The 18,025-nt window shown below is 70.4% G+C and carries 15 protein-coding genes; 11 read left to right on the top strand and 4 right to left on the bottom strand.

Features of this window, described 5'->3' with window-relative positions:
* Window positions 1-189 precede the first annotated feature (189 nt).
* Window positions 190-1,263 carry a glycoside hydrolase family 26 protein gene (locus tag ACFOYY_RS37010; protein WP_386195922.1) on the top strand — a complete coding sequence of 358 codons (1,074 nt, stop codon included), beginning with the start codon at window positions 190-192 and terminating at the stop codon, window positions 1,261-1,263.
* Here ACFOYY_RS37010 and ACFOYY_RS37015 read toward each other — a convergent pair.
* The 3 genes from ACFOYY_RS37015 to ACFOYY_RS37025 form a co-directional block, all read right to left on the bottom strand.
* Window positions 1,198-2,103 carry a sulfite exporter TauE/SafE family protein gene (locus tag ACFOYY_RS37015; protein ID WP_386195924.1) on the bottom strand — a complete coding sequence of 302 codons (906 nt, stop codon included), beginning with the start codon at window positions 2,101-2,103 and terminating at the stop codon, window positions 1,198-1,200. The two genes, ACFOYY_RS37010 and ACFOYY_RS37015, sit on opposite strands and share 66 nt — an antisense overlap.
* Before the next feature lie 114 nt (window positions 2,104-2,217).
* Entirely contained in the window at window positions 2,218-3,447 is a 1,230-nt protein-coding gene (cysC, locus tag ACFOYY_RS37020) for an adenylyl-sulfate kinase (protein ID WP_386195926.1), read from the bottom strand.
* Window positions 3,448-3,525: 78 nt separating this feature from the next.
* The gene (locus ACFOYY_RS37025; RefSeq protein WP_352013898.1) at window positions 3,526-4,254 is read right to left on the bottom strand and encodes a class I SAM-dependent methyltransferase; all 729 of its coding nucleotides are present in this window, start codon (window positions 4,252-4,254) and stop codon (window positions 3,526-3,528) included.
* Window positions 4,255-4,467: 213 nt separating this feature from the next.
* On the opposite strand from ACFOYY_RS37025, the gene mfd reads away from it, so the two are divergent.
* The 3 genes from mfd to ACFOYY_RS37040 are packed head-to-tail and all read left to right on the top strand — an operon-like array spanning window position 4,468 to window position 9,634.
* On the top strand, window positions 4,468-7,998 hold the full coding sequence (gene mfd, locus ACFOYY_RS37030; protein WP_352013897.1) for a transcription-repair coupling factor: 3,531 nt from the start codon (window positions 4,468-4,470) through the stop codon (window positions 7,996-7,998).
* Between the two features lie 27 nt (window positions 7,999-8,025).
* On the top strand, window positions 8,026-8,646 hold the full coding sequence (locus ACFOYY_RS37035) for a SurA N-terminal domain-containing protein (protein WP_352013896.1): 621 nt from the start codon (window positions 8,026-8,028) through the stop codon (window positions 8,644-8,646).
* Between the two features lie 10 nt (window positions 8,647-8,656).
* Entirely contained in the window at window positions 8,657-9,634 is a 978-nt protein-coding gene (locus tag ACFOYY_RS37040) for a MazG family protein (RefSeq protein ID WP_362776780.1), read from the top strand.
* Window positions 9,635-9,640: 6 nt separating this feature from the next.
* On the opposite strand, the gene ACFOYY_RS37045 is transcribed toward ACFOYY_RS37040, so the two are convergent.
* Complete coding sequence (locus tag ACFOYY_RS37045; protein ID WP_362914029.1) at window positions 9,641-10,405, bottom strand: methyltransferase domain-containing protein; 765 nt, start codon at window positions 10,403-10,405, stop codon at window positions 9,641-9,643.
* Between the two features lie 112 nt (window positions 10,406-10,517).
* On the opposite strand from ACFOYY_RS37045, the gene eno reads away from it, so the two are divergent.
* The 7 genes from eno (at window position 10,518) to ACFOYY_RS37080 (ending at window position 17,858) form a co-directional block, all read left to right on the top strand.
* Complete coding sequence (eno, locus tag ACFOYY_RS37050) at window positions 10,518-11,795, top strand: phosphopyruvate hydratase (RefSeq protein WP_352013893.1); 1,278 nt, start codon at window positions 10,518-10,520, stop codon at window positions 11,793-11,795.
* A gap of 112 nt (window positions 11,796-11,907) precedes the next feature.
* Entirely contained in the window at window positions 11,908-12,330 is a 423-nt protein-coding gene (locus ACFOYY_RS37055; RefSeq protein WP_352013892.1) for a septum formation initiator family protein, read from the top strand.
* A 40-nt stretch (window positions 12,331-12,370) separates the two neighbouring features.
* A complete protein-coding gene (locus ACFOYY_RS37060) occupies window positions 12,371-12,910 on the top strand; it encodes a DUF501 domain-containing protein (RefSeq protein ID WP_352013891.1) in 540 nt (179 codons plus the stop codon).
* Window positions 12,907-13,866 carry a Ppx/GppA phosphatase family protein gene (locus tag ACFOYY_RS37065; RefSeq protein ID WP_352013890.1) on the top strand — a complete coding sequence of 320 codons (960 nt, stop codon included), beginning with the start codon at window positions 12,907-12,909 and terminating at the stop codon, window positions 13,864-13,866. The genes ACFOYY_RS37060 and ACFOYY_RS37065 overlap by 4 nt, the downstream gene beginning before the upstream one ends.
* A gap of 201 nt (window positions 13,867-14,067) precedes the next feature.
* Window positions 14,068-15,417 carry a hypothetical protein gene (locus ACFOYY_RS37070; RefSeq protein WP_352013889.1) on the top strand — a complete coding sequence of 450 codons (1,350 nt, stop codon included), beginning with the start codon at window positions 14,068-14,070 and terminating at the stop codon, window positions 15,415-15,417.
* 156 nt (window positions 15,418-15,573) lie between these two features.
* Window positions 15,574-16,371 (top strand): uracil-DNA glycosylase, encoded by a 798-nt coding sequence (locus tag ACFOYY_RS37075; RefSeq protein ID WP_352013888.1) that lies wholly within the window; start codon window positions 15,574-15,576, stop codon window positions 16,369-16,371.
* Window positions 16,372-16,541: 170 nt separating this feature from the next.
* On the top strand, window positions 16,542-17,858 hold the full coding sequence (locus ACFOYY_RS37080) for an NAD(P)/FAD-dependent oxidoreductase (protein ID WP_352013887.1): 1,317 nt from the start codon (window positions 16,542-16,544) through the stop codon (window positions 17,856-17,858).
* Window positions 17,859-18,025 lie beyond the last annotated feature (167 nt).

Genomic DNA, 18,025 nt, shown 5'->3' on the forward strand with positions numbered 1-18,025 from the left:
TCCGATATTTCCTTGCGATTGCCATGCGGGGGCGGCTCGGGAACCTCGAAGCCGGTGACGTGGCACGTCCACGCGGTGGCAGGCTTGTGGCGCGGCGGTGACCGCGGAGCCAGAAACCGGAATGACCGGAATGGTCGGAATGTTCGTGAGGAAACGGTGGTTCTGACGGTGTATTTGTGTGATGCCGCGATGCGGCTTTTTTCGCGGAAGGCGTTGTTCGCCGTTTCGGGTCTGGCACTGGTGCTCGGAACGGGGGCGTGCGCTCCTTCCGAGGGCGCCTCCCGCGACCGGCCGCGGAGCACTCCGGCACGGGCCGACGTGAGGCCGTCCGCCTGCGCGGTCGACGCCAAGCTCGTCCCCGCCTGCGGCGCCTGGTGGGGGATCGCGCCGGAGATCTTCACCGGCAGGCCCCCGCAGCGGGCGATCGCCCGCGCCGAACGGCGCATGGGCCGCCGCGCCGACATCGTGCACCTCTACCACCGGGGCACCGAGCTGTTCCCGACCCCTCAGGAGCGCCGGATCGCCCGTGACCCGAAGGGCCGCAGAATCCTGCTGGTCAACTGGAAGCCGTCCCTCGACCACACCTGGGCGCAGGTCGCCAAGGGCGCGATCGACTCCCGCATCGACCGGCTGGCCGCGCACATCACCGGGAGCTTCCCCGAGAGGTTCTTCCTCACCGTCCATCACGAGCCGGAGAACGACGTACGGCAGCGCCCGGGCTCGGGTATGACCGCCGAGGACTACGCCGCGATGTTCCGGCACGTGGTGCTGCGCCTGCGGGGGGACGGCGTGCGCAACGCGGTCACGGTCATGACCTACATGGGCGCGCCCAACTGGGGGGCGAGCCCCTGGTTCGACCGGCTCTACCCCGGCGACGACGTGGTCGACTGGGTGGCGATGGACCCCTACGCCGACGAGCGGGTGCGGAACTTCGGCGACCTGGTCGACAGGACCCGCGAGGGGTTCGCCCGCTGGCCGGGGGCCTACCGGTGGATGAACGCGCACCTGCCGGGCAAGCCCGTCATGCTCGCCGAGTGGGGCGTGTTCGAGCGGCCGGGCGACCCCGCCTTCAAGGAGAGGTTCTTCGCCGGGGCGCGGCGGCAGGTGCGCGACTATCCCCGGATCAAGGCACTGGTCTACTTCGACTCGCCGCACGCCCCGAGGGGGGACACCCGCTTCGACACCACCCCGGGGGCCCTACAGGCCTTTTCCGGCCTCGCGCACGACCCCGACCTGCGCGCCCCCGCGGTTCCGCAGAAGTGACCAGGCCACGGCGCCGACGACGGACATCCCGCCGACGCTCCACAGCAGGGCCGTGTTGCCGACGCCCAGGAGCTTGAACGCCGAGGCGAGCAGCACGACCGCGAGCAGCGCGCGGATGACGCCGCCCGGCGCCCAGGCGGAGATCCTGGCGCCGATGTAGACACCGGGGATCGAGCCGACCAGCAGGGAGGTGGTGATGGACAGCTGGAAGTCGCCGAACAGCAGGTGGCCGAGGGCGGCCGAGGCGACCAGCGGCACGGCCTGGACCAGGTCGGTGCCGACGAGCTGGTTGGCCTTCAGCGCCGGATACAGCGCGAGCAGCGCCACGATGATCAGCGAACCCGAGCCGACCGACGAGATGCCGACGACCAAGCCTCCGACCGTACCGACCAGTAAGGTCGGAATAGGGCGCACGACGATGGACGACAGCTCCGCCGAGGCCTTCCCCTGGTCGTCACGTGACATCCAGGCCTTGGTGACCAGCCCGACGACCGCCAGCAGCAGGGCGACGCCCAGGGCGTACTTGACCACCTCCTGGACCTGCTCGCCGTCCCCGAAGGCCCTGGCGGCGAAGACCCCGCAGAAGGCCGCGGGCACCGAGCCCGCGCACAGCCAGCCGACCAGGCGCAGGTTCACCGTCCCGCGCCGCATGTGGACGACCCCGCCCACCGGCTTCATGACGGCGGAGGCGACCAGGTCGCTGGAGACGGCGGCCAGGGGAGGGACGTTGAAGAACAGCAACATCATCGGCGTCATCAACGCGCCGCCGCCCATGCCGGTCAGCCCGACGATGATCGCGACGATGAAGGAGCCGGCTGCCAGGGGGATGTCGATGGCCATCGGTCGCTCACCATTTCTCGGTCACTCTGGGTCACTCTGGGTCGTTCAGGGTCACTGTGTGGCGGGCGGCGCGGGGCCGCCCGTTGCGGGGGCCCGGCGCCCCGGGCCCCGGGGTCAACGGACCCACCCTCCCCGGATCAACGGGTCGAGCACCTGCCGTACCGCCTGGTCCACGCTGATCGAGGTGGTGTCGACGACCAGGTCGGCGTCGTCGGGCTCCTCGTAGGGGTCGGAGATCCCGGTGAACTCGGGGATGAGACCCGCGCGCGCCTTGGCGTAGAGCCCCTTGCGGTCACGGCGCTCGCACTCTTCGAGCGGAGTGGCCACGTGGACCAGCAGGAAGTCGGCGCCGACCGCCTCGACCATCTCCCTGACCTCCTCGCGGGTCGCGGCGTAGGGCGCGATGGGCGCGCAGATCGCCAGCCCGCCGTGCCTGGCCGCCTCCGCGGCGACGAACCCGATCCTGCGGATGTTCAGGTCGCGGTCCTGCTTGGAGAAGGTCAGCCCCGCGGACAGCAGCCGCCTGACCACGTCCCCGTCCAGATAGGTGACCGTACGGCCGCCGCGTTCGAGCAGCGCGTCCCGCAGGCCCCTGGCCACGGTGGACTTCCCTGAGCCGGACAGGCCGGTGAGGAAGACCACCAGGCCGCGCCGGTGCGGCGGGCCGGGCAGCGTCACCGGCTCGGGGCCCGCCAGGTGCTCGGTGGCGCCGTAGGCCTCCGCGACACGCTCACGCAGCTCCAGATCGATGCTGGGGTCGTCTCTGCGGGCCAGGGGCACCACGGCCAGGAGGGCGTCCTCGCCGAGCCTCTCACGCGCCTTCAGCGCCGCGCGGACCACCGCGGGGCCGTTCTCACCGAACGCCAGCGGCAGCAGCAGCACCACGGCGCCCAGCTCCCGCGCGGTCGCCTCGATCTCGCCGAGGTCGTCCAGCGGCCCGCGCATGGTGACCGCGAGCGCGGGCCGCTCACCCAGCTCCTTGCGGATCTCCGCCGGGGTGAGGCGCAACCTGGCGAAGGGGCCGTGCTCCGGGGCGTCGAGCGCCTCGACCGGACCGGCGACGAGGCCGTCGTGACGGTCGGTGACGGTGAGCACGGCCAGCGCGGCGCCCTCGGGGTCGCGCAGCGTGACCCGGTCGCCGGGGGCGGCCGGGTGGTCGTCGGGCAGCGCGAACGTGACCGGCGCGGGCCAGCTCGTGCCGTCCGTCAGGACGCCGTGCCCGTCGACGGAGTGCGCGTCGGCCGAGCTCATGAAGCCCGTCAGAGGCTGGAAGGCACCGGAGAGCAGCAGCTCCAGGTCGGCCAGCTCATGGGCGTCGGGGGTCCACTCGAAAGGGGCCGTCATCTGCTCCACAATCCCGATCAACTTAGTCGGATTTCATCACCTTACCTACTCCAGTTGTCCCACACCAACCCCTCCGGCTCATATCAACCGGGCGAAGTGGTTCTGCGGCTTGCGGACGACCATGGTGATCTCGTCGTGCGAGGCGGGCCGCCGCCCCCGGGAGACGGTCTCGACCATGGAGCAGACGAGCTTGACCAGGGCGTGCTTCGGCCCGCTCAGCGCCGGGCCGCTCGTGGCCGACACGTCGTCGGTCACCATCAGGCCGCGTGTCAGGCAGTAGGAGTGCATTCCCTCGCGCGAGGTGATCTCGCCGTAGAAGGGGCGCAGCGGGCCGACCGCGCCCTCGGGGGCCAGCTTCGGCCACAGCAGCCGCCGTAGCACGTTGGGCAGCAGCCGTTCGCACGTGCCGTAGGCCGAGGCGCGGTCGCGCATCCGCAGCAGCACCAGGCCGCCCGGGCGCAACCCGGCGAGCAGCCGGTCGAGCACCAGCTCCGGGTGCTCGATCCGTTCGAGCAGGAACGGTACGTGCAGGACGTCGAACGCGCGGGGCGGCACGGGCACCGAGCGCAGATCTCCCAGCGCCAGCGCGTCGAGGTCCTTGCGGGCCCCCGCGCTCACCCGCAGCGCGGGCAGGTCCTCGTCGATCCCGGTGACCCGCGCCTGGACCCCTTCGAGGTCGAGCGGCTCCGGCCATCCGCACCCGGCGACCAGGATGTCCAGCCGTCTGCCGGGCTGCCCCGCCGCCTGCTCACGAATCCGCCTGCTGAATATGTCGTCCCGCGAGACGACCGACCGTACCTCAGACATGCAACCGACAGTAGTCAATTGCGCACCGATAGTCGCGCATTGGCCATCGCCCGACGGTGACGATTGCGGTCCCCGCCCCAGGGGCCCCACGTGCCCACCGGGCGGACGGCGGGCCGGAACACCGTGGGCGAACACCGGTAGCCTGGGAGAGCCCCGTGCCGGACCCGGCCCGGGGCCTGCCGTGTTGCCGTCGTGGGGCTGTGGGCGAATCTGATGAGCCTTTCCGGACTACTTGACCTTGTCGCTGGAGAGCCGAAGCTGGCCTCCGTCCTCCGTGACGTGCGCGGGGGCGACCTCTCCGACGTCTCGCTGATCGCGCCGCCCGCGCTGCGGCCGTTCACCGTGGCCGCGCTGTCCAGGGACGGGGCCGAGGACGGCGCGCGGACCGTTCTCGCGGTGACCGCGACCGGCCGCGAGGCCGAGGACCTCGCCGCGGCGCTGACCAGCCTCATCGACGGTGACTCGGTCGCGGTCTTCCCCGCCTGGGAGACCCTGCCGCACGAGCGCCTCTCACCGCGCAGCGACACGGTCGGGCAGCGGCTGGCCGTACTGCGCAGGCTGGCGCACCCCGTCGCGGGCGACGCCGCCGCCGGGCCGCTGCGGGTGATCGTCGCCCCGGTCAGGGCCGTGCTCCAGCCGATCGTGCGGGGCCTGGGCGACCTGCGCCCGGTACGGCTGCGCGCCGGTCAGGACGCCGACCTCGACGCCGTCGTCGCCCAGCTCGTCGAGAACGGCTACAGCCGGGTCGACATGGTGGAGAAGCGCGGCGAGGTCGCGGTCAGGGGCGGGCTGCTCGACGTCTTCCCGCCCACCGAGGAGCACCCGCTGCGCCTTGAGTTCTGGGGCGACACCGTCGAGGAGATCCGCTGGTTCAAGGTCGCCGACCAGCGCTCCCTTGAGGTGGCCGAGGGCGGCCTGTTCGCGGCCCCCTGCCGGGAACTGCTGCTGACCGAGGAGGTCAGGGAGCGGGCACGGCTGCTGGCCGAGGAGCACCCGGCGCTGACCGAGATCCTCGGGCAGCTGGCCGAGGGGGTCGCCGTCGAGGGCATGGAGGCGTTCGCGCCCGTGCTCGCCGGGGAGATGGACCTGCTGGTCGACCACCTGCCCGCGCGCGCCGCGGTGTTCGTCTGCGACCCCGAGCGCATCAGGGGACGGGCGGAGGAACTGGTGCGCACCAGCCAGGAGTTCCTTGAGGCGTCGTGGATCAACGCCGCCTCGGGCGGCGAGGCGCCCATCGACCTCGGGGCGGCGGCCTTCCGCAGTCTTGAGGAGGTCCGCGACCACGCGCGGGAGCTGGGCCAGCCCTGGTGGTCGATCGCGCCGTTCGGCGGCGACGACCTGGGCGACGGGCTGCTCCTGCCCGCCAAGGAGGCGGAGAGCTACCGGGGCGACACCCAGCGGGCGCTCGGCGACATCAAGGGCTGGCTTGAGGAGGACAGGGCCGTCGTGCTGCTCAGCGAGGGCCACGGCCCCGCCGAGCGCATGGTCGAGCTGCTCAAGGGCGTGGACCTGCCCGCCCGTCTTGAGGCCGGGCTCGACACGGCCCCCGACCCCAAGGTCGTGCACGTCACGACCGGCCTGGTCGAGCACGGTTTCGTCGCGCCGGGGCTGGCCGTACTGACGCATCTGGACCTGGTGGGGCAGAAGGCCTCGACCAAGGACATGCGCAGGCTGCCCTCCAAGCGGCGCAACATGGTCGATCCGCTCCAGCTCAAGGTCGGCGACCACGTGGTGCACGAGCAGCACGGCGTCGGACGCTACGTCGAGATGGCGCAGCGGACCGTGCAGGGCGCGACCCGCGAGTATCTCGTGATCGAGTACGCCAAGGGCGACCGCCTCTACGTGCCGACCGACCAGCTCGACGAGGTCACCCGCTACGTCGGCGGAGAGGCCCCCACGCTCAACCGGATGGGCGGCGCCGACTGGGCCAAGGCGAAGACCAAGGCCAAGAAGGCGGTCAAGGAGATCGCCGGGGAGCTGATCCGCCTCTACTCCGCCAGGATGGCCTCACCCGGGCACGCCTTCGGGACCGACACCCCCTGGCAGCGGGAGATGGAGGACGCCTTCCCCTACGCCGAGACCGGCGACCAGCTGGAGGCCATCGACGAGGTCAAGCGCGACATGGAGCGGGCCGTCCCGATGGACAGGCTGATCTGCGGCGACGTCGGCTACGGCAAGACCGAGATCGCGGTGCGGGCGGCGTTCAAGGCGGTCCAGGACGGCAAGCAGGTCGCGGTGCTCGTGCCCACGACGCTGCTGGTCCAGCAGCACCTGTCGACCTTCACCGAGCGTTTCTCCGGATTCCCGCTGAACGTCAGGCCGCTCTCGCGCTTCCAGACGGACGCCGAGGCCAAGGCGACGATGGAGGGACTGCGCGAGGGCTCCGTCGACGTGGTGATCGGCACCCACAGGCTCTTCTCCCCGGAGATCAGGTTCAAGGAGCTCGGCCTGATCATCATCGACGAGGAGCAGCGCTTCGGCGTCGAGCACAAGGAGGCCATGAAGCACCTGCGGACCCAGGTCGACGTGCTGGCCATGTCCGCGACGCCGATCCCGCGCACACTGGAGATGGGCCTCACCGGCATCCGGGAGATGTCGACGATCCTCACCCCGCCGGAGGAGCGGCACCCGATCCTCACCTTCGTCGGGCCGTACGACGACAAGCAGATCGCCGCCGCCATCCGGCGCGAGCTGATGCGTGACGGCCAGGTGTTCTTCGTGCACAACCGGGTCTCCAGCATCAACAAGGTCGCGGCCATGCTGCACGAACTGGTTCCCGAGGCCAGGATCGCCGTCGCGCACGGCCAGATGCAGGAGCACCAGCTCGAACGGATCATGGTGGGCTTCTGGGAGCGCGAGTTCGACGTGCTCGTCTCGACCACGATCGTCGAGTCGGGCCTGGACGTGCCCAACGCCAACACGCTGATCGTCGACCGGGCCGACAACTACGGCCTGTCCCAGCTCCACCAGCTGCGTGGCAGGGTCGGGCGTGGCCGTGAGCGCGGCTACGCCTACTTCCTGTACCCGCCGGAGAAGCCGCTCACCGAGACCGCCCACGAGCGCCTGGCCACCATCTCCCAGCACACCGAGATGGGCGCGGGCATGTACGTGGCGATGAAGGACCTGGAGATCCGGGGCGCGGGCAACATCCTCGGCGCCGAGCAGTCCGGGTTCATCGCGGGAGTCGGCTTCGACCTGTACGTGCGGATGATGGCCGAGGCCGTCCAGGAGCAGAAGGCCAAGCTGTCCGGCGCCCCCGTCACCCAGGAACGCGCCGACGTCAAGGTCGAGCTGCCGATCGACGCGCACATCCCGCACGACTACGTGACCTCCGAGCGACTGCGCCTGGAGGCCTACAAGCGCATCGCCGCCGTCGAGTCCGACGAGCAGGTCGCCGCGGTCCGTGACGAGCTCCTCGACCGGTACGGCAGGCCGCCCCAGCCGGTCGAGAACCTCCTTGAGGTCGCCCGCTTCAGGATCCGGGCCCGTACGGCGGGGCTGACCGACGTCACCCTCCAGGGGCAGAACATCCGCTTCGCCCCCGTGGACCTGAGGGACTCCCAGCAGGTCAGGCTGCAGAGGCTGTACCCGAAGGCACTGCTGAAGCAGGCGGCCGGTACGTTGCTCGTACCCGTGCCGAAGACCAGGCCGCTCGGCGGCCAGCCGCTGCGCGACCTGGACCTGCTCAGGTGGTGCGGTGACCTGGTCCAGGCGATGTTCCTTGAGAACCAGCCGGTAAAGTAAACGGCGTCTGTCGTGAAGGGATCGCAAGTGAAGTCGACTCGACTGCGCGTCATCCTGGCGGTCGCCGCCGCAGGAGCCGCGCTGACCGCCTGCTCTCCGGGGCAGGCAGGCACCGCCGCCATCGTCGGCGGTGAGCGGATCAGCACCGGCGAGCTGGACAGCAGCGTCAAGGAGTACGAGGAGGCCCTCGCCAAGGCCAACGTCTCCCCCGCTGACCTGCAGTTCCCCGGCAGTGTCCCGCAGGTGGTGCTGTTCCAGCTGGCCACCGCCAAGCAGTACACCAAGGCGGCCGAGCGGCAGGGCATCACGGTCACCGAGGCCGAGATCGACCAGGTGGTCGCCGCCTCCGGTGGCGAGGCCCAGCACGAGCAGCGGATGCTCCAGCAGGCCGTCGCGCCGTCGCACTCGCGCGAGTTCACCAAGGCCGGTCTGATGCTCACCAAGCTCATGGCCAAGTACGGCGGCGGCGCCGACCAGGAGGCGCTCCAGCGGGGCCAGGCCCAGGCGATCAAGGACCTGCAGGCCGTCAAGGTCACCTGGAGCCCGCGTTACGGCGTGTTGAACGACAACCGCAGCGAGCAGTCTCCGCAGCTGTTCGTGGACGCGGGCCGTTTCGGCGCGATCCCTCCCGCCGCACGGGCCCAGTAGTCTCGGGGGCATGCCCCTGATCGTCGTCACCACCTCGCCCAGGGTCGCCCCCGGGCTGCTCAGCCACCACGCGTGGCAGGTCCTGAGGGAGGGGCCGGTGCGCACCGGCTCCGCCGGACATCCGCACCTGCCCCATCTGGAGGAGGCCGGCGTCACCGTCGAGGTCGTCGAGCCCGATCCGGCGGCCCTGGTGCGCGAGGCCCGTGACGGGACCGTGGTCTGGCTCGGGGCCGACGAGGCGTTGATGCGCGCGGTCGGGCACGCGGCGCTCGCCCTCGACGACCCGCCGGTGATCGAGGTGGTGCCGGGGTCGTACGACCTGCCGGGCGGGCGGCTGCTCGACCTGGTCGAGGTGATGGACCGTCTCAGGACGAACTGCCCGTGGGACGCCAAACAGACCCACGAGTCGCTGGCGCCGTACCTCCTTGAGGAGGCCTACGAGGTGCTGGAGACCATCGAGGAGGGCGACCACGCCGCGCTGCGTGAGGAACTCGGCGACCTGCTCCTCCAGGTGGCCTTCCACGCAAGGCTCGCCCGTGAGCGCTCCGCGGGGGAGGGCGGGTTCGACATCGACGACGTGGCCGACGGGATCGTCGCCAAGCTCGTCCGCCGCCACCCGCACGTGTTCGCGGACGTCAAGGTCACCGGCGCCGAGCAGGTCGGCGACAACTGGGAGGCCATCAAGGCCGCCGAGCGCGCGGCCAAGAACGACGGCGACGCCGGGTCCGTCCTCGACGGGGTCCCGATGGGCCAGCCCGCTCTCTCCCTGGCGGCGCAGCTCATCCGGCGCGCGGGGCGGGTCGGCGCACCGGACGGCCTGCTCGTCGATCCCGAGGCCGCCGGAGACGACCTGGGAGCGCGCCTGTTCGCCCTCGTACGGCGGGCGCACGAGGCCGGTCTCGACCCCGAGGCCGAACTGCGCGCCACCGCCCGCCGCTACCGCGACCGGGTCCGCGCCTGGGAGGCGGGGGAGACCGGGGAGGCCTGAACCGGGTCAGACCAGACGGCCGTTGACGAACTGGACGAGGCCGTAGGCGCGGTGGCGCAGGCCGGAGAAGCCGAGCCTGTTCAGGGCCTCGACCACCTCCTCGTCCCCGAACAGGCGCACCCCCGAGGCCACGCCGACGAGGGCGTTGAGCGGCCCGCCGTACGGCACCCGCCTGGTCGTCATGACGGCGATCCTGCCGCCCGGCCTGAGGACCCTGGCCATCCCGGCGAGAGCCTCGAAGGGGTGTTCGAACAGGTAGAGCGCCGCCAGGCAGGAGACCGCGTCGAAGCAGCCGGGCAGGAACGGCAGGCCGGCGGCGTCACCCCGGACGTAGCCGACGTTGCCGAGGTCACGCGCCCGGGTGTCGCGCACCGCGCGGGCGAGCATCGACGCCGAGGCGTCCAGGCCGACGGCCAGGCCCGCGGGGCCGACGCCGTCCGCCAGCGCCCGGGTCACGTTGCCCGGCCCGCAGGCGACGTCGAGCACCCGGTCGCCGGGGCCGAGTTCGAGCATCCTGCCGACCAGTGCCAGCTCCTGGCGGGTGCCCGGCCCGAAGGGGCCCTTCATCGCCCCGAGGACCGCCGGGCGCCAGACCCGCTCGTAGATCCCCGGCAGGAATCCCGAACGCATCAGCCACTGGACGGGCGATCCGGCGGGCTCCGCGCCGAGCAGGTCCAGGTAGCCGCCGGCCGTGGCGTCCCGTCCCGCCAGGTCGAGCAGGGTGGGGTCCAGCAGTTCACGGACCCGGTCGAGTGCCGTGGCTTGGCTCATGGTTCTGATTTGAGCACATCCGGAATTCGAAGGGGGAAGCCGCCCACCGTACTGGGAGGTAGGCCTCGATAGGCTTCTGCGGCAATCTGTCCTGCGACTTTAGGAGCGCTTCGTGGCTTCCATCGAGGGTGTCACCGCCCGCGAGATCCTTGACTCCAGGGGCAACCCGACGGTTGAGGTCGACATCTTGCTCGACGACGGCAGCGAGGGGCGCGCAGCGGTGCCGAGCGGCGCCTCGACCGGTCAGTTCGAGGCCGTCGAGCTGCGTGACGGCGACAACCGCTACGGCGGCAAGGGCGTCGAGAAGGCCGTGCTCGGGGTGACCGACGAGATCGCCGACGAGATTCTCGGGTTCGACGCGGCCGAGCAGCGCAGCATCGACCAGGTGATGATCGACCTCGACGGCACGCCGAACAAGAGCCGTCTCGGCGCGAACGCGATCCTCGGTGTCTCCCTCGCCGTGGCGAAGGCGGCGGCCGAGAGCGCGGAGCTGCCGCTGTTCCGTTACCTCGGTGGCCCGAACGCGCACGTGCTGCCCGTGCCGATGATGAACATCCTCAACGGTGGCGCGCACGCCGACACCAACGTCGACATCCAGGAGTTCATGATCGCGCCGATCGGAGCCGAGTCGTTCCGTGAGGCCGTGCGAATGGGCACCGAGGTCTACCAGGCGCTCAAGGCCGTGCTCAAGGAGAAGGGCTACGCCACCGGGCTCGGCGACGAGGGCGGTTTCGCGCCCAACCTGCCCTCCAACCGTGACGCGCTCGACCTGATCCTGGTCGCCATCGAGCGGGCGGGTTACGTGCCCGGTGAGGACGTCGCCCTCGCGCTCGACGTCGCGGCCTCGGAGTTCCACTCCGACGGCGTCTACACCATCGACGGCAAGGGCCTCTCCTCCGCCGAACTGGTGGCCTTCTACGAGGACCTGGTCGCCAACTACCCGCTGGTCTCCATCGAGGACCCGCTGAACGAGGAGGACTGGGAGGGCTGGAAGGCCATCACCAAGGCGCTCGGCGACAAGATCCAGATCGTCGGTGACGACCTGTTCGTGACCAACCCCGAGCGGCTCGGCCGGGGCATCGCCGAGGGCACCGCCAACGCCCTGCTGGTCAAGGTCAACCAGATCGGCACCCTGACCGAGACCTTCGAGGCGGTCGACCTGGCGCACCGCAGCGGCTACCGCTGCATGATGAGCCACCGTTCCGGCGAGACCGAGGACACCACGATCGCCGACCTCGCCGTGGCCACCAACTGCGGTCAGATCAAGACCGGAGCCCCGGCCCGCTCCGACCGCGTGGCCAAGTACAACCAGCTGCTGCGCATCGAGGAACTGCTCGACGACGCCGCCCGCTACGCGGGTCGCGCCGCTTTCCCGCGCTTCCAGCGGTAGTTTCGCCTGTATGGCTTGCGCCCGATTTGCTCGGGCGCGAGCCATACGGCGGGCGCTCAGGGCCCGGCCGTACGGCGAGGCGGGCGAAGCGAGCGGGGACGGGGAGGCGCGGGTGGCGAGACGGCCGCAGTTGACGGGACGGGCCGCGGTCCTCGCGATCGTGGTGTGCGCGATCGCCATGAGCCTCGCCTACCCGATCAGGGAGTACGTCGCGCAGCGGCGCTACATCGCCCAGCTCGAACAGCAACGGGCCAGGGAACTGGCCGAGATCAAGGAGCAGGAGGACCGCTACCGCCAGCACTTCGACCCCGGCTACATCAAGCGGCAGGGCAGGGAGCGGCTCTTCTACTGCGACCCGGGCCGCAAGTGCTACGTCGTCATGCGGGAGCGGCAGGGCCAGAGCCAGGGGCAGGGCGGAAGCATCCCGGCCGGGGGGAAGAAGGCCGTGACGTCGCCGTGGTACCAGACGCTCTGGGAGTCGGTCGAGGCGGCGGACTCGGGAACCGGTGCGAAGGTGGCCGGGACCGGCGGATGACCCCGATACCCTGGATGTCGTCTTTCAGGGGGTGTCACAGATGGTTGACGACCGCGACGTCGCGGCTGTGGAGCGGCAGCTCGGCCGGACCCCACGGGGTCTGCGGGCGGTCGCGCACCGCTGTCCGTGCGGACTGCCGGACGTGGTCGAGACGGCTCCCAGGCTGCCCGACGGCTCGCCGTTCCCGACGCTGTTCTACCTGACCTGCCCCAGGGCGGCCTCGGCCATCGGCAGGCTCGAAACCTCGGGGATGATGCGGGACATGCAGGCCAGGCTGGCCGAGGACCCCGAGCTGGCCCGGGCCTACCAGGCCGCGCACGACGACTACGTCGCGCGCCGCGACAAGGCCGCGGCCGAGCTGGGCATCGAGCCGCTGCCCAGGGACATGCAGAGCACCGGGGGCATGCCGGTCAGGGTCAAGTGCCTGCACGCCCTGGTCGGGCACGAACTGGCGGCGCCGGGGACCAACCCGTTCGGCCGCGAGGCGCTGGACGCGCTCGGCGAGTGGTGGGCGGACGGCCCCTGCTGCGCCGGGGAAACCCAGTCTTCAGACACGACAACCAACGAGGAGACCATGTGACCCGTGTCGCCGCGATCGACTGTGGCACCAACTCCGTCCGCCTGCTCATCGCCGACATCGACGGGGGCGTCCTGACCGACGTCGAGCGTCAGATGGAGATCGTCAGGCTGGGACAGGGCGTCGACAGGACCGGCAGGCTGGCCCCGGAGGCGCTCGAACGCACCTTCGCCGCGATGCGCGGTTACGCCGGGCTCATCGAACGGCACGGCGCCTCGGCGGTGCGGGTCGTCGCCACCAGCGCGACCAGGGACGCCGCCAACCGCCAGGACTTCGTCGACGGTGTCAGGGAGATCTTCGGCGTCGAGCCCGAGGTGATCACCGGAGCCGAGGAGGCCGAGCTGTCCTTCACCGGGGCCACCCGTGACCTGGTACGGCTCTCGCCGGAGACCGGCCTGCCGACCCCGGAGGGAACCAGGCCGCCCTACCTCGTGTTCGACATCGGCGGTGGCTCGACCGAGTTCGTGCTCGGTTCGACGCACGCCGAGGAGGCGATCTCGGTGGACATCGGCTGCGTCAGGCTGACCGAGCGGCACCTGCGGGGCTCGACGGCGCCGCCGTCCCCCGAGGTGGTCGAGGCCATCACCTCCGACATCGACGACGCGCTCGACCGGGTCGCGGAGAAGGTTCCGGTAGAGCGGGCGCTGACGCTGGTGGGTCTCGCGGGCTCGGTGACGACCGTCGCGGGAATAGCGCTTGACCTGCCGGAATATGACCCGGATAAAATTCACCACTCGCGAATTCCGGCAAATCGGGCGCATGAGATTTCCCGTCGACTGCTGGGGATGACCCACGAGGAACGCGCGGCCATAGGGGTCATGCATCCCGGCCGGGTGGACGTCATCGGCGCGGGTGCCCTCATTCTCGACCGCGTCCTGCAGCGGTACGGATTCGACGAAGTCGTTGTCAGCGAACGTGACATCCTCGATGGAATCGCATGGCTGACATCTAAACTTTAATGAGATCTAGACATTTGACTTGTTGATGGGGTATTGAGAGATCGTTCCGTTCATGATTAGGTAAAGGGGCTTTAGCGAGGCTTTGCCGTGGGGCCCGGCACAGCTGGTGTCGGGGCGGCAACCGTCTCCGGAGCGCATTCGCTTCCTAACGAAACGGAGCAACCCCTCATGAAGTCCGGACTAGCACGCAGGCTAGCCGCGGTGAGCGCCGGCACGGCCATGCTGGCGACGATGGCGACGGCCCTGATGGCCTCGCCCGCGGCCGCTGCGAGCGCATCCACCCAGACGGCCGCCACGGCCGTCGCCAAGCCGAGGCCCGCGGTCTCGGTCGGCACCCCCAAGGCGTCCCCCTCGAACTACAAGGGTGACTGCCCCGTCAACGTGACCTTCTCCTCGACCGTCAAGGTGAAGGCCGTCGCCTCCCGGACCACCGTCGCCTACCGCTGGCTGCGCGGCGACGGCTCCAAGAGCAAGGTCAAGACCCTTGTTCTGAAGGGCAAGGGCAACAAGTCGGTCACCGTCAAGGAGACCTCGAAGTTCAAGGGTGACGTCAAGGGCTGGCAGGCCCTGCAGGTCTTGGCCCCCAGGGGCGCGACCTCCAAGAAGGGAAGCTTCCGGGTTTCCTGTGGTGGTGGCGACGAGGGCGGCGGCAAGGAAGTCATCCAGGTCGGCGTCGGCGCCCGCGCGTGGGTCAACGAGGGCAACTGCCAGGCCACGCTGGTCGGCCGCATCACCGCCTCCAGCCCCACCTGGGTGCGGTACCGCTGGGTCGTCAACGGTGACGTCGTCGACCGTGACGTCGTCCGCGTCAGCAGCTCGACCAAGGTGTTCCACGTGATCAGGCCGCGTCACAGCCTCAGCGGCTGGGCCGTTCTGGAGATCGTGGACCCGGTTCAGAACTCCTCCAACCGCGTCGGCTTCAGGGTCTGGTGCAAGGACGAGTCGCCGAAGGTGACCGCGTCCGTCAGCGCTCCCGACTCCTACACCGGCACCTGCCCGGTCACCCGTAACTTCACCGGCACGATCTCGGTCTCCGAGGGTCGTGGCAGCGTCAAGTACCGCTGGATCCGTGACGGCGTCGCCGGTTCCTGGCAGGACGTCTACTTCGGTGGCCACGGCTACCAGTCCCGCACCGTGACCGACTCCTGGGGCGCCTCGGCCTCCGGGACGAGCAAGCGGGCGATCGAGCTCTACCGTGGTTCGACCACCGGCACCGTCGAGGGCAAGGTCACCTGCCAGGCCCCCGCTCCCGAGGTGAAGGTCTGGGTCGTGGGCGAGAGCGTCTCGGCCACGCAGACCGCGGGCGCCTGCCCCGCGGCCTCCCTGTCCGGCTCCGGCCAGATCTACGCCAGTGGCGCGACCACGCTCACCTACCGCTGGACCGTTGACGGCGTGACCGTCGAGTCCGGCCCGCTGGTCTTCACCGAGGCCGGCACCAAGACCGTGACCTTCACCAAGGCGACGAACGGCACCCACGGCGGCAGCGCGAAGCTGGCGATCGACGGGGCCGGCTCGCAGTCGGTGAACTTCAACGCGGTCTGCCAGGCCTGAGCGCGTGCCGGGGGAACCCTCCCGGCTCCGTGACGGCCCGTCCCACGTCTGACGTGGGGACGGAAACGAGTTGAGAGAGCGGCGCTCGCCTCAGGCGGGCGCCGCTTTCGCGTGCCCGAGGTTAAGGGCGTGTTTCCTCCTGGCACGATCGAGGACATGACATTCGTTCCTCCAGGGTCCGGCTGGCCCGAAGACCCCGCCCTGCCGGACACCCCCGTCGCCCACGACCCCGCCCAGGTCGTACGGCTGGCGGCGGCGAGCCGTACGCTCGGTGAACTGACCGCCAGGCAGTCCGTCTGCCGGGCCTGCCCACGCCTGGTCGCCTGGCGGGAGGAGGTGGCGACGGTCAAACGGCGGGCCTTCGCGGAGGAGACCTACTGGGGCAGGCCCATCGCCGGGTGGGGAGAGGACAGGCCGGAGGTCCTCATCGTGGGGCTCGCCCCCGCGGCGCACGGCGGCAACCGCACCGGGAGGATCTTCACCGGTGACCGCAGCGGGGACTGGCTGTTCGCCTCGCTGTACCGGACGGGGCTCGCCGTACAGGAGACCAGCACGCGCGCCGGGGACGGGCAGCGGCTCGTCGGCGCCCGGATGCTGGCCTCGGTGCGCTGCGCCCCGCCGGGCAACAAGCCGGAGCCGGCCGAGCGTACGGCCTGCTTCCCCTGGCTGGCCAGGGAGATCGAACTGGTCGCCGACAGCGTCCGGGTGATCGTCGTGCTCGGGGGATTCGCCTGGCAGGCGATCTGGCCCGCGCTACGGGAGGCCGGGTACGTCCTGCCCTCCCGCAGGCCGCCCTTCGGACACGGCGCCGAGGTCGAGATCTCCCGTGGCGGGAAAACGGCCCGTCTTCTCGGGTGCTACCACCCGAGCCAGCAGAACACGTTCACCGGCCGGGTGACGGCCGAGATGCTCGACACCCTTCTGACCAGGGCAAACGTGTTGCGGAGCTTGTGAACTCGATCACAAAGAGAAGATCGTCAAAACTTCGCTCTGAAATGTCCGGATTTTCTCGCTGTTCTGGAAACTATGGCGAAAGTTACACAGGGGGTGCCTGGTCTGGTTTTCGAGGGAGACGTATGCTTGTGAAAGCTTTCACAAGGCATCGACCTAAGGATGGCGTCGAAGTGAACCGTACCGCCAAGCACATCGTGGTCGTCGGCGGAGGTTACGTCGGGCTCTACACCGTGCTGCGTCTGCAGCACACCCTTCGTAAGGAACTGCGCGACGGTAGCGTCCGGATCACCGTTCTCACCCCCGAATCCCACATGACCTACCAGCCGTTCCTTCCCGAGGCGGCGGCGGGAAACCTCTCGCCCCGGCACGTCGTCGTCCCGCTGCGGCGGGTGCTGTCGAAGGCGACGATCCTCAACGGCAAGGTCACCAAGGTCAACCACGCGGCCAAGACCGTGGCCTTCGAGCCGAATGTCGGCACCCCGCACGACATCGGCTACGACATCCTCGTCATGGCGGCGGGATCGGTCTCGCGCACGCTGCCCATCCCGGGTCTGGCCGACGCCGCGATCGGCTTCAAGACGGTCGGTGAGGCCATCGCGCTGCGCAACCGGGTGCTCGAACTCCTCGACCGCGCCGAGACCGACGAGGACGAGGCGCTGCGCCGCAGGGCGCTGACGTTCGTCGTGGTCGGCGGCGGCTTCGCGGGCGTCGAGGCGCTGGCCGAGCTTGAGGACATGGCCGTCGACGCCGTCCGCTACTACCGCAACGTCTCCCGCAAGGACATGCGCTGGGTCCTCGTCGAGGCGACGGACCGCATCCTGCCCGAGGTCGGCCCCGAGATGGGCAAGTGGACCGCCGAGCAGCTGCGTGAGCGCGGCATCGAGGTCAAGATGAACACCCGCCTCGACTCCTGCGAGGGCGGCCTGGTGAAGCTCTCCGACGGTGAGGAGTTCGAGGCGGCCACCATCGTCTGGACCGCGGGGGTAAAGCCCAGCCCCGTCGTCAACGCCGGGGACCTGCCCCTGGACGAGCGCGGCCGGATCAAGACCACCACCCGGCTGACCGTGGCCGGCGTCGAGGACGCCTTCTCGGCGGGCGACGTGGCCGGTGTGCCCGACGTGACCAGCCCCGGTCAGTACTGCGCGCCCAACGCCCAGCACGCCGTACGGCAGGCCAAGGTGCTGGCCGACAACATCACCCGGCACCTGCACGGCCAGCCGCTGGCCGACTACCGCCACAAGTACGTCGGCTCGGTCGCCGGGCTCGGCCTGCACAAGGGTGTCGCCAACGTCTACGGGATCAAGCTCCGTGGGCTGCTCGCCTGGTTCATGCACCGCACCTACCACCTGTCGCGGGTGCCGACCGTCAACCGCAAGGTCCGCGTGACGATGGACTGGACCCTCGCGCTGTTCTTCAAGCGGGAGACCGTCTCGCTCGGTGAGATCGAGGCGCCCCGTGAGGAGTTCCGCAGCGCGGCCAGGACCTGACGGCCACCCGGCGGTCACCCGAAGGTGGCCGCCGTCCGTCGCGAGCCCCTTCCCGGTCCGTTCCGGGAGGGGGCTCGCGCGTTCACACCGTACGGCCGGGACTGGGGGCGGTCTCGGAGATCGGAACGCTGTGGCATGGTTTGTGTGACGCCTGATACAAAGTTGTG

Source organism: Streptosporangium jomthongense (assembly GCF_042650425.1).
In the GTDB taxonomy this organism is placed as follows: domain Bacteria; phylum Actinomycetota; class Actinomycetes; order Streptosporangiales; family Streptosporangiaceae; genus Streptosporangium.

Coding starts and splice junctions, on each gene's coding strand:
- ACFOYY_RS37010 (WP_386195922.1), top strand. CDS start 190: ATGCGGCTTTTTTCGCGGAAGGCGTTGTTCGCCGTTTCGGGTCTGGCA.
- ACFOYY_RS37015 (WP_386195924.1), bottom strand. CDS start 2,103: ATGGCCATCGACATCCCCCTGGCAGCCGGCTCCTTCATCGTCGCGATC.
- cysC (WP_386195926.1), bottom strand. CDS start 3,447: ATGACGGCCCCTTTCGAGTGGACCCCCGACGCCCATGAGCTGGCCGAC.
- ACFOYY_RS37025 (WP_352013898.1), bottom strand. CDS start 4,254: ATGTCTGAGGTACGGTCGGTCGTCTCGCGGGACGACATATTCAGCAGG.
- mfd (WP_352013897.1), top strand. CDS start 4,468: ATGAGCCTTTCCGGACTACTTGACCTTGTCGCTGGAGAGCCGAAGCTG.
- ACFOYY_RS37040 (WP_362776780.1), top strand. CDS start 8,657: ATGCCCCTGATCGTCGTCACCACCTCGCCCAGGGTCGCCCCCGGGCTG.
- ACFOYY_RS37045 (WP_362914029.1), bottom strand. CDS start 10,405: ATGAGCCAAGCCACGGCACTCGACCGGGTCCGTGAACTGCTGGACCCC.
- ACFOYY_RS37060 (WP_352013891.1), top strand. CDS start 12,371: ATGGTTGACGACCGCGACGTCGCGGCTGTGGAGCGGCAGCTCGGCCGG.
- ACFOYY_RS37075 (WP_352013888.1), top strand. CDS start 15,574: ATGACATTCGTTCCTCCAGGGTCCGGCTGGCCCGAAGACCCCGCCCTG.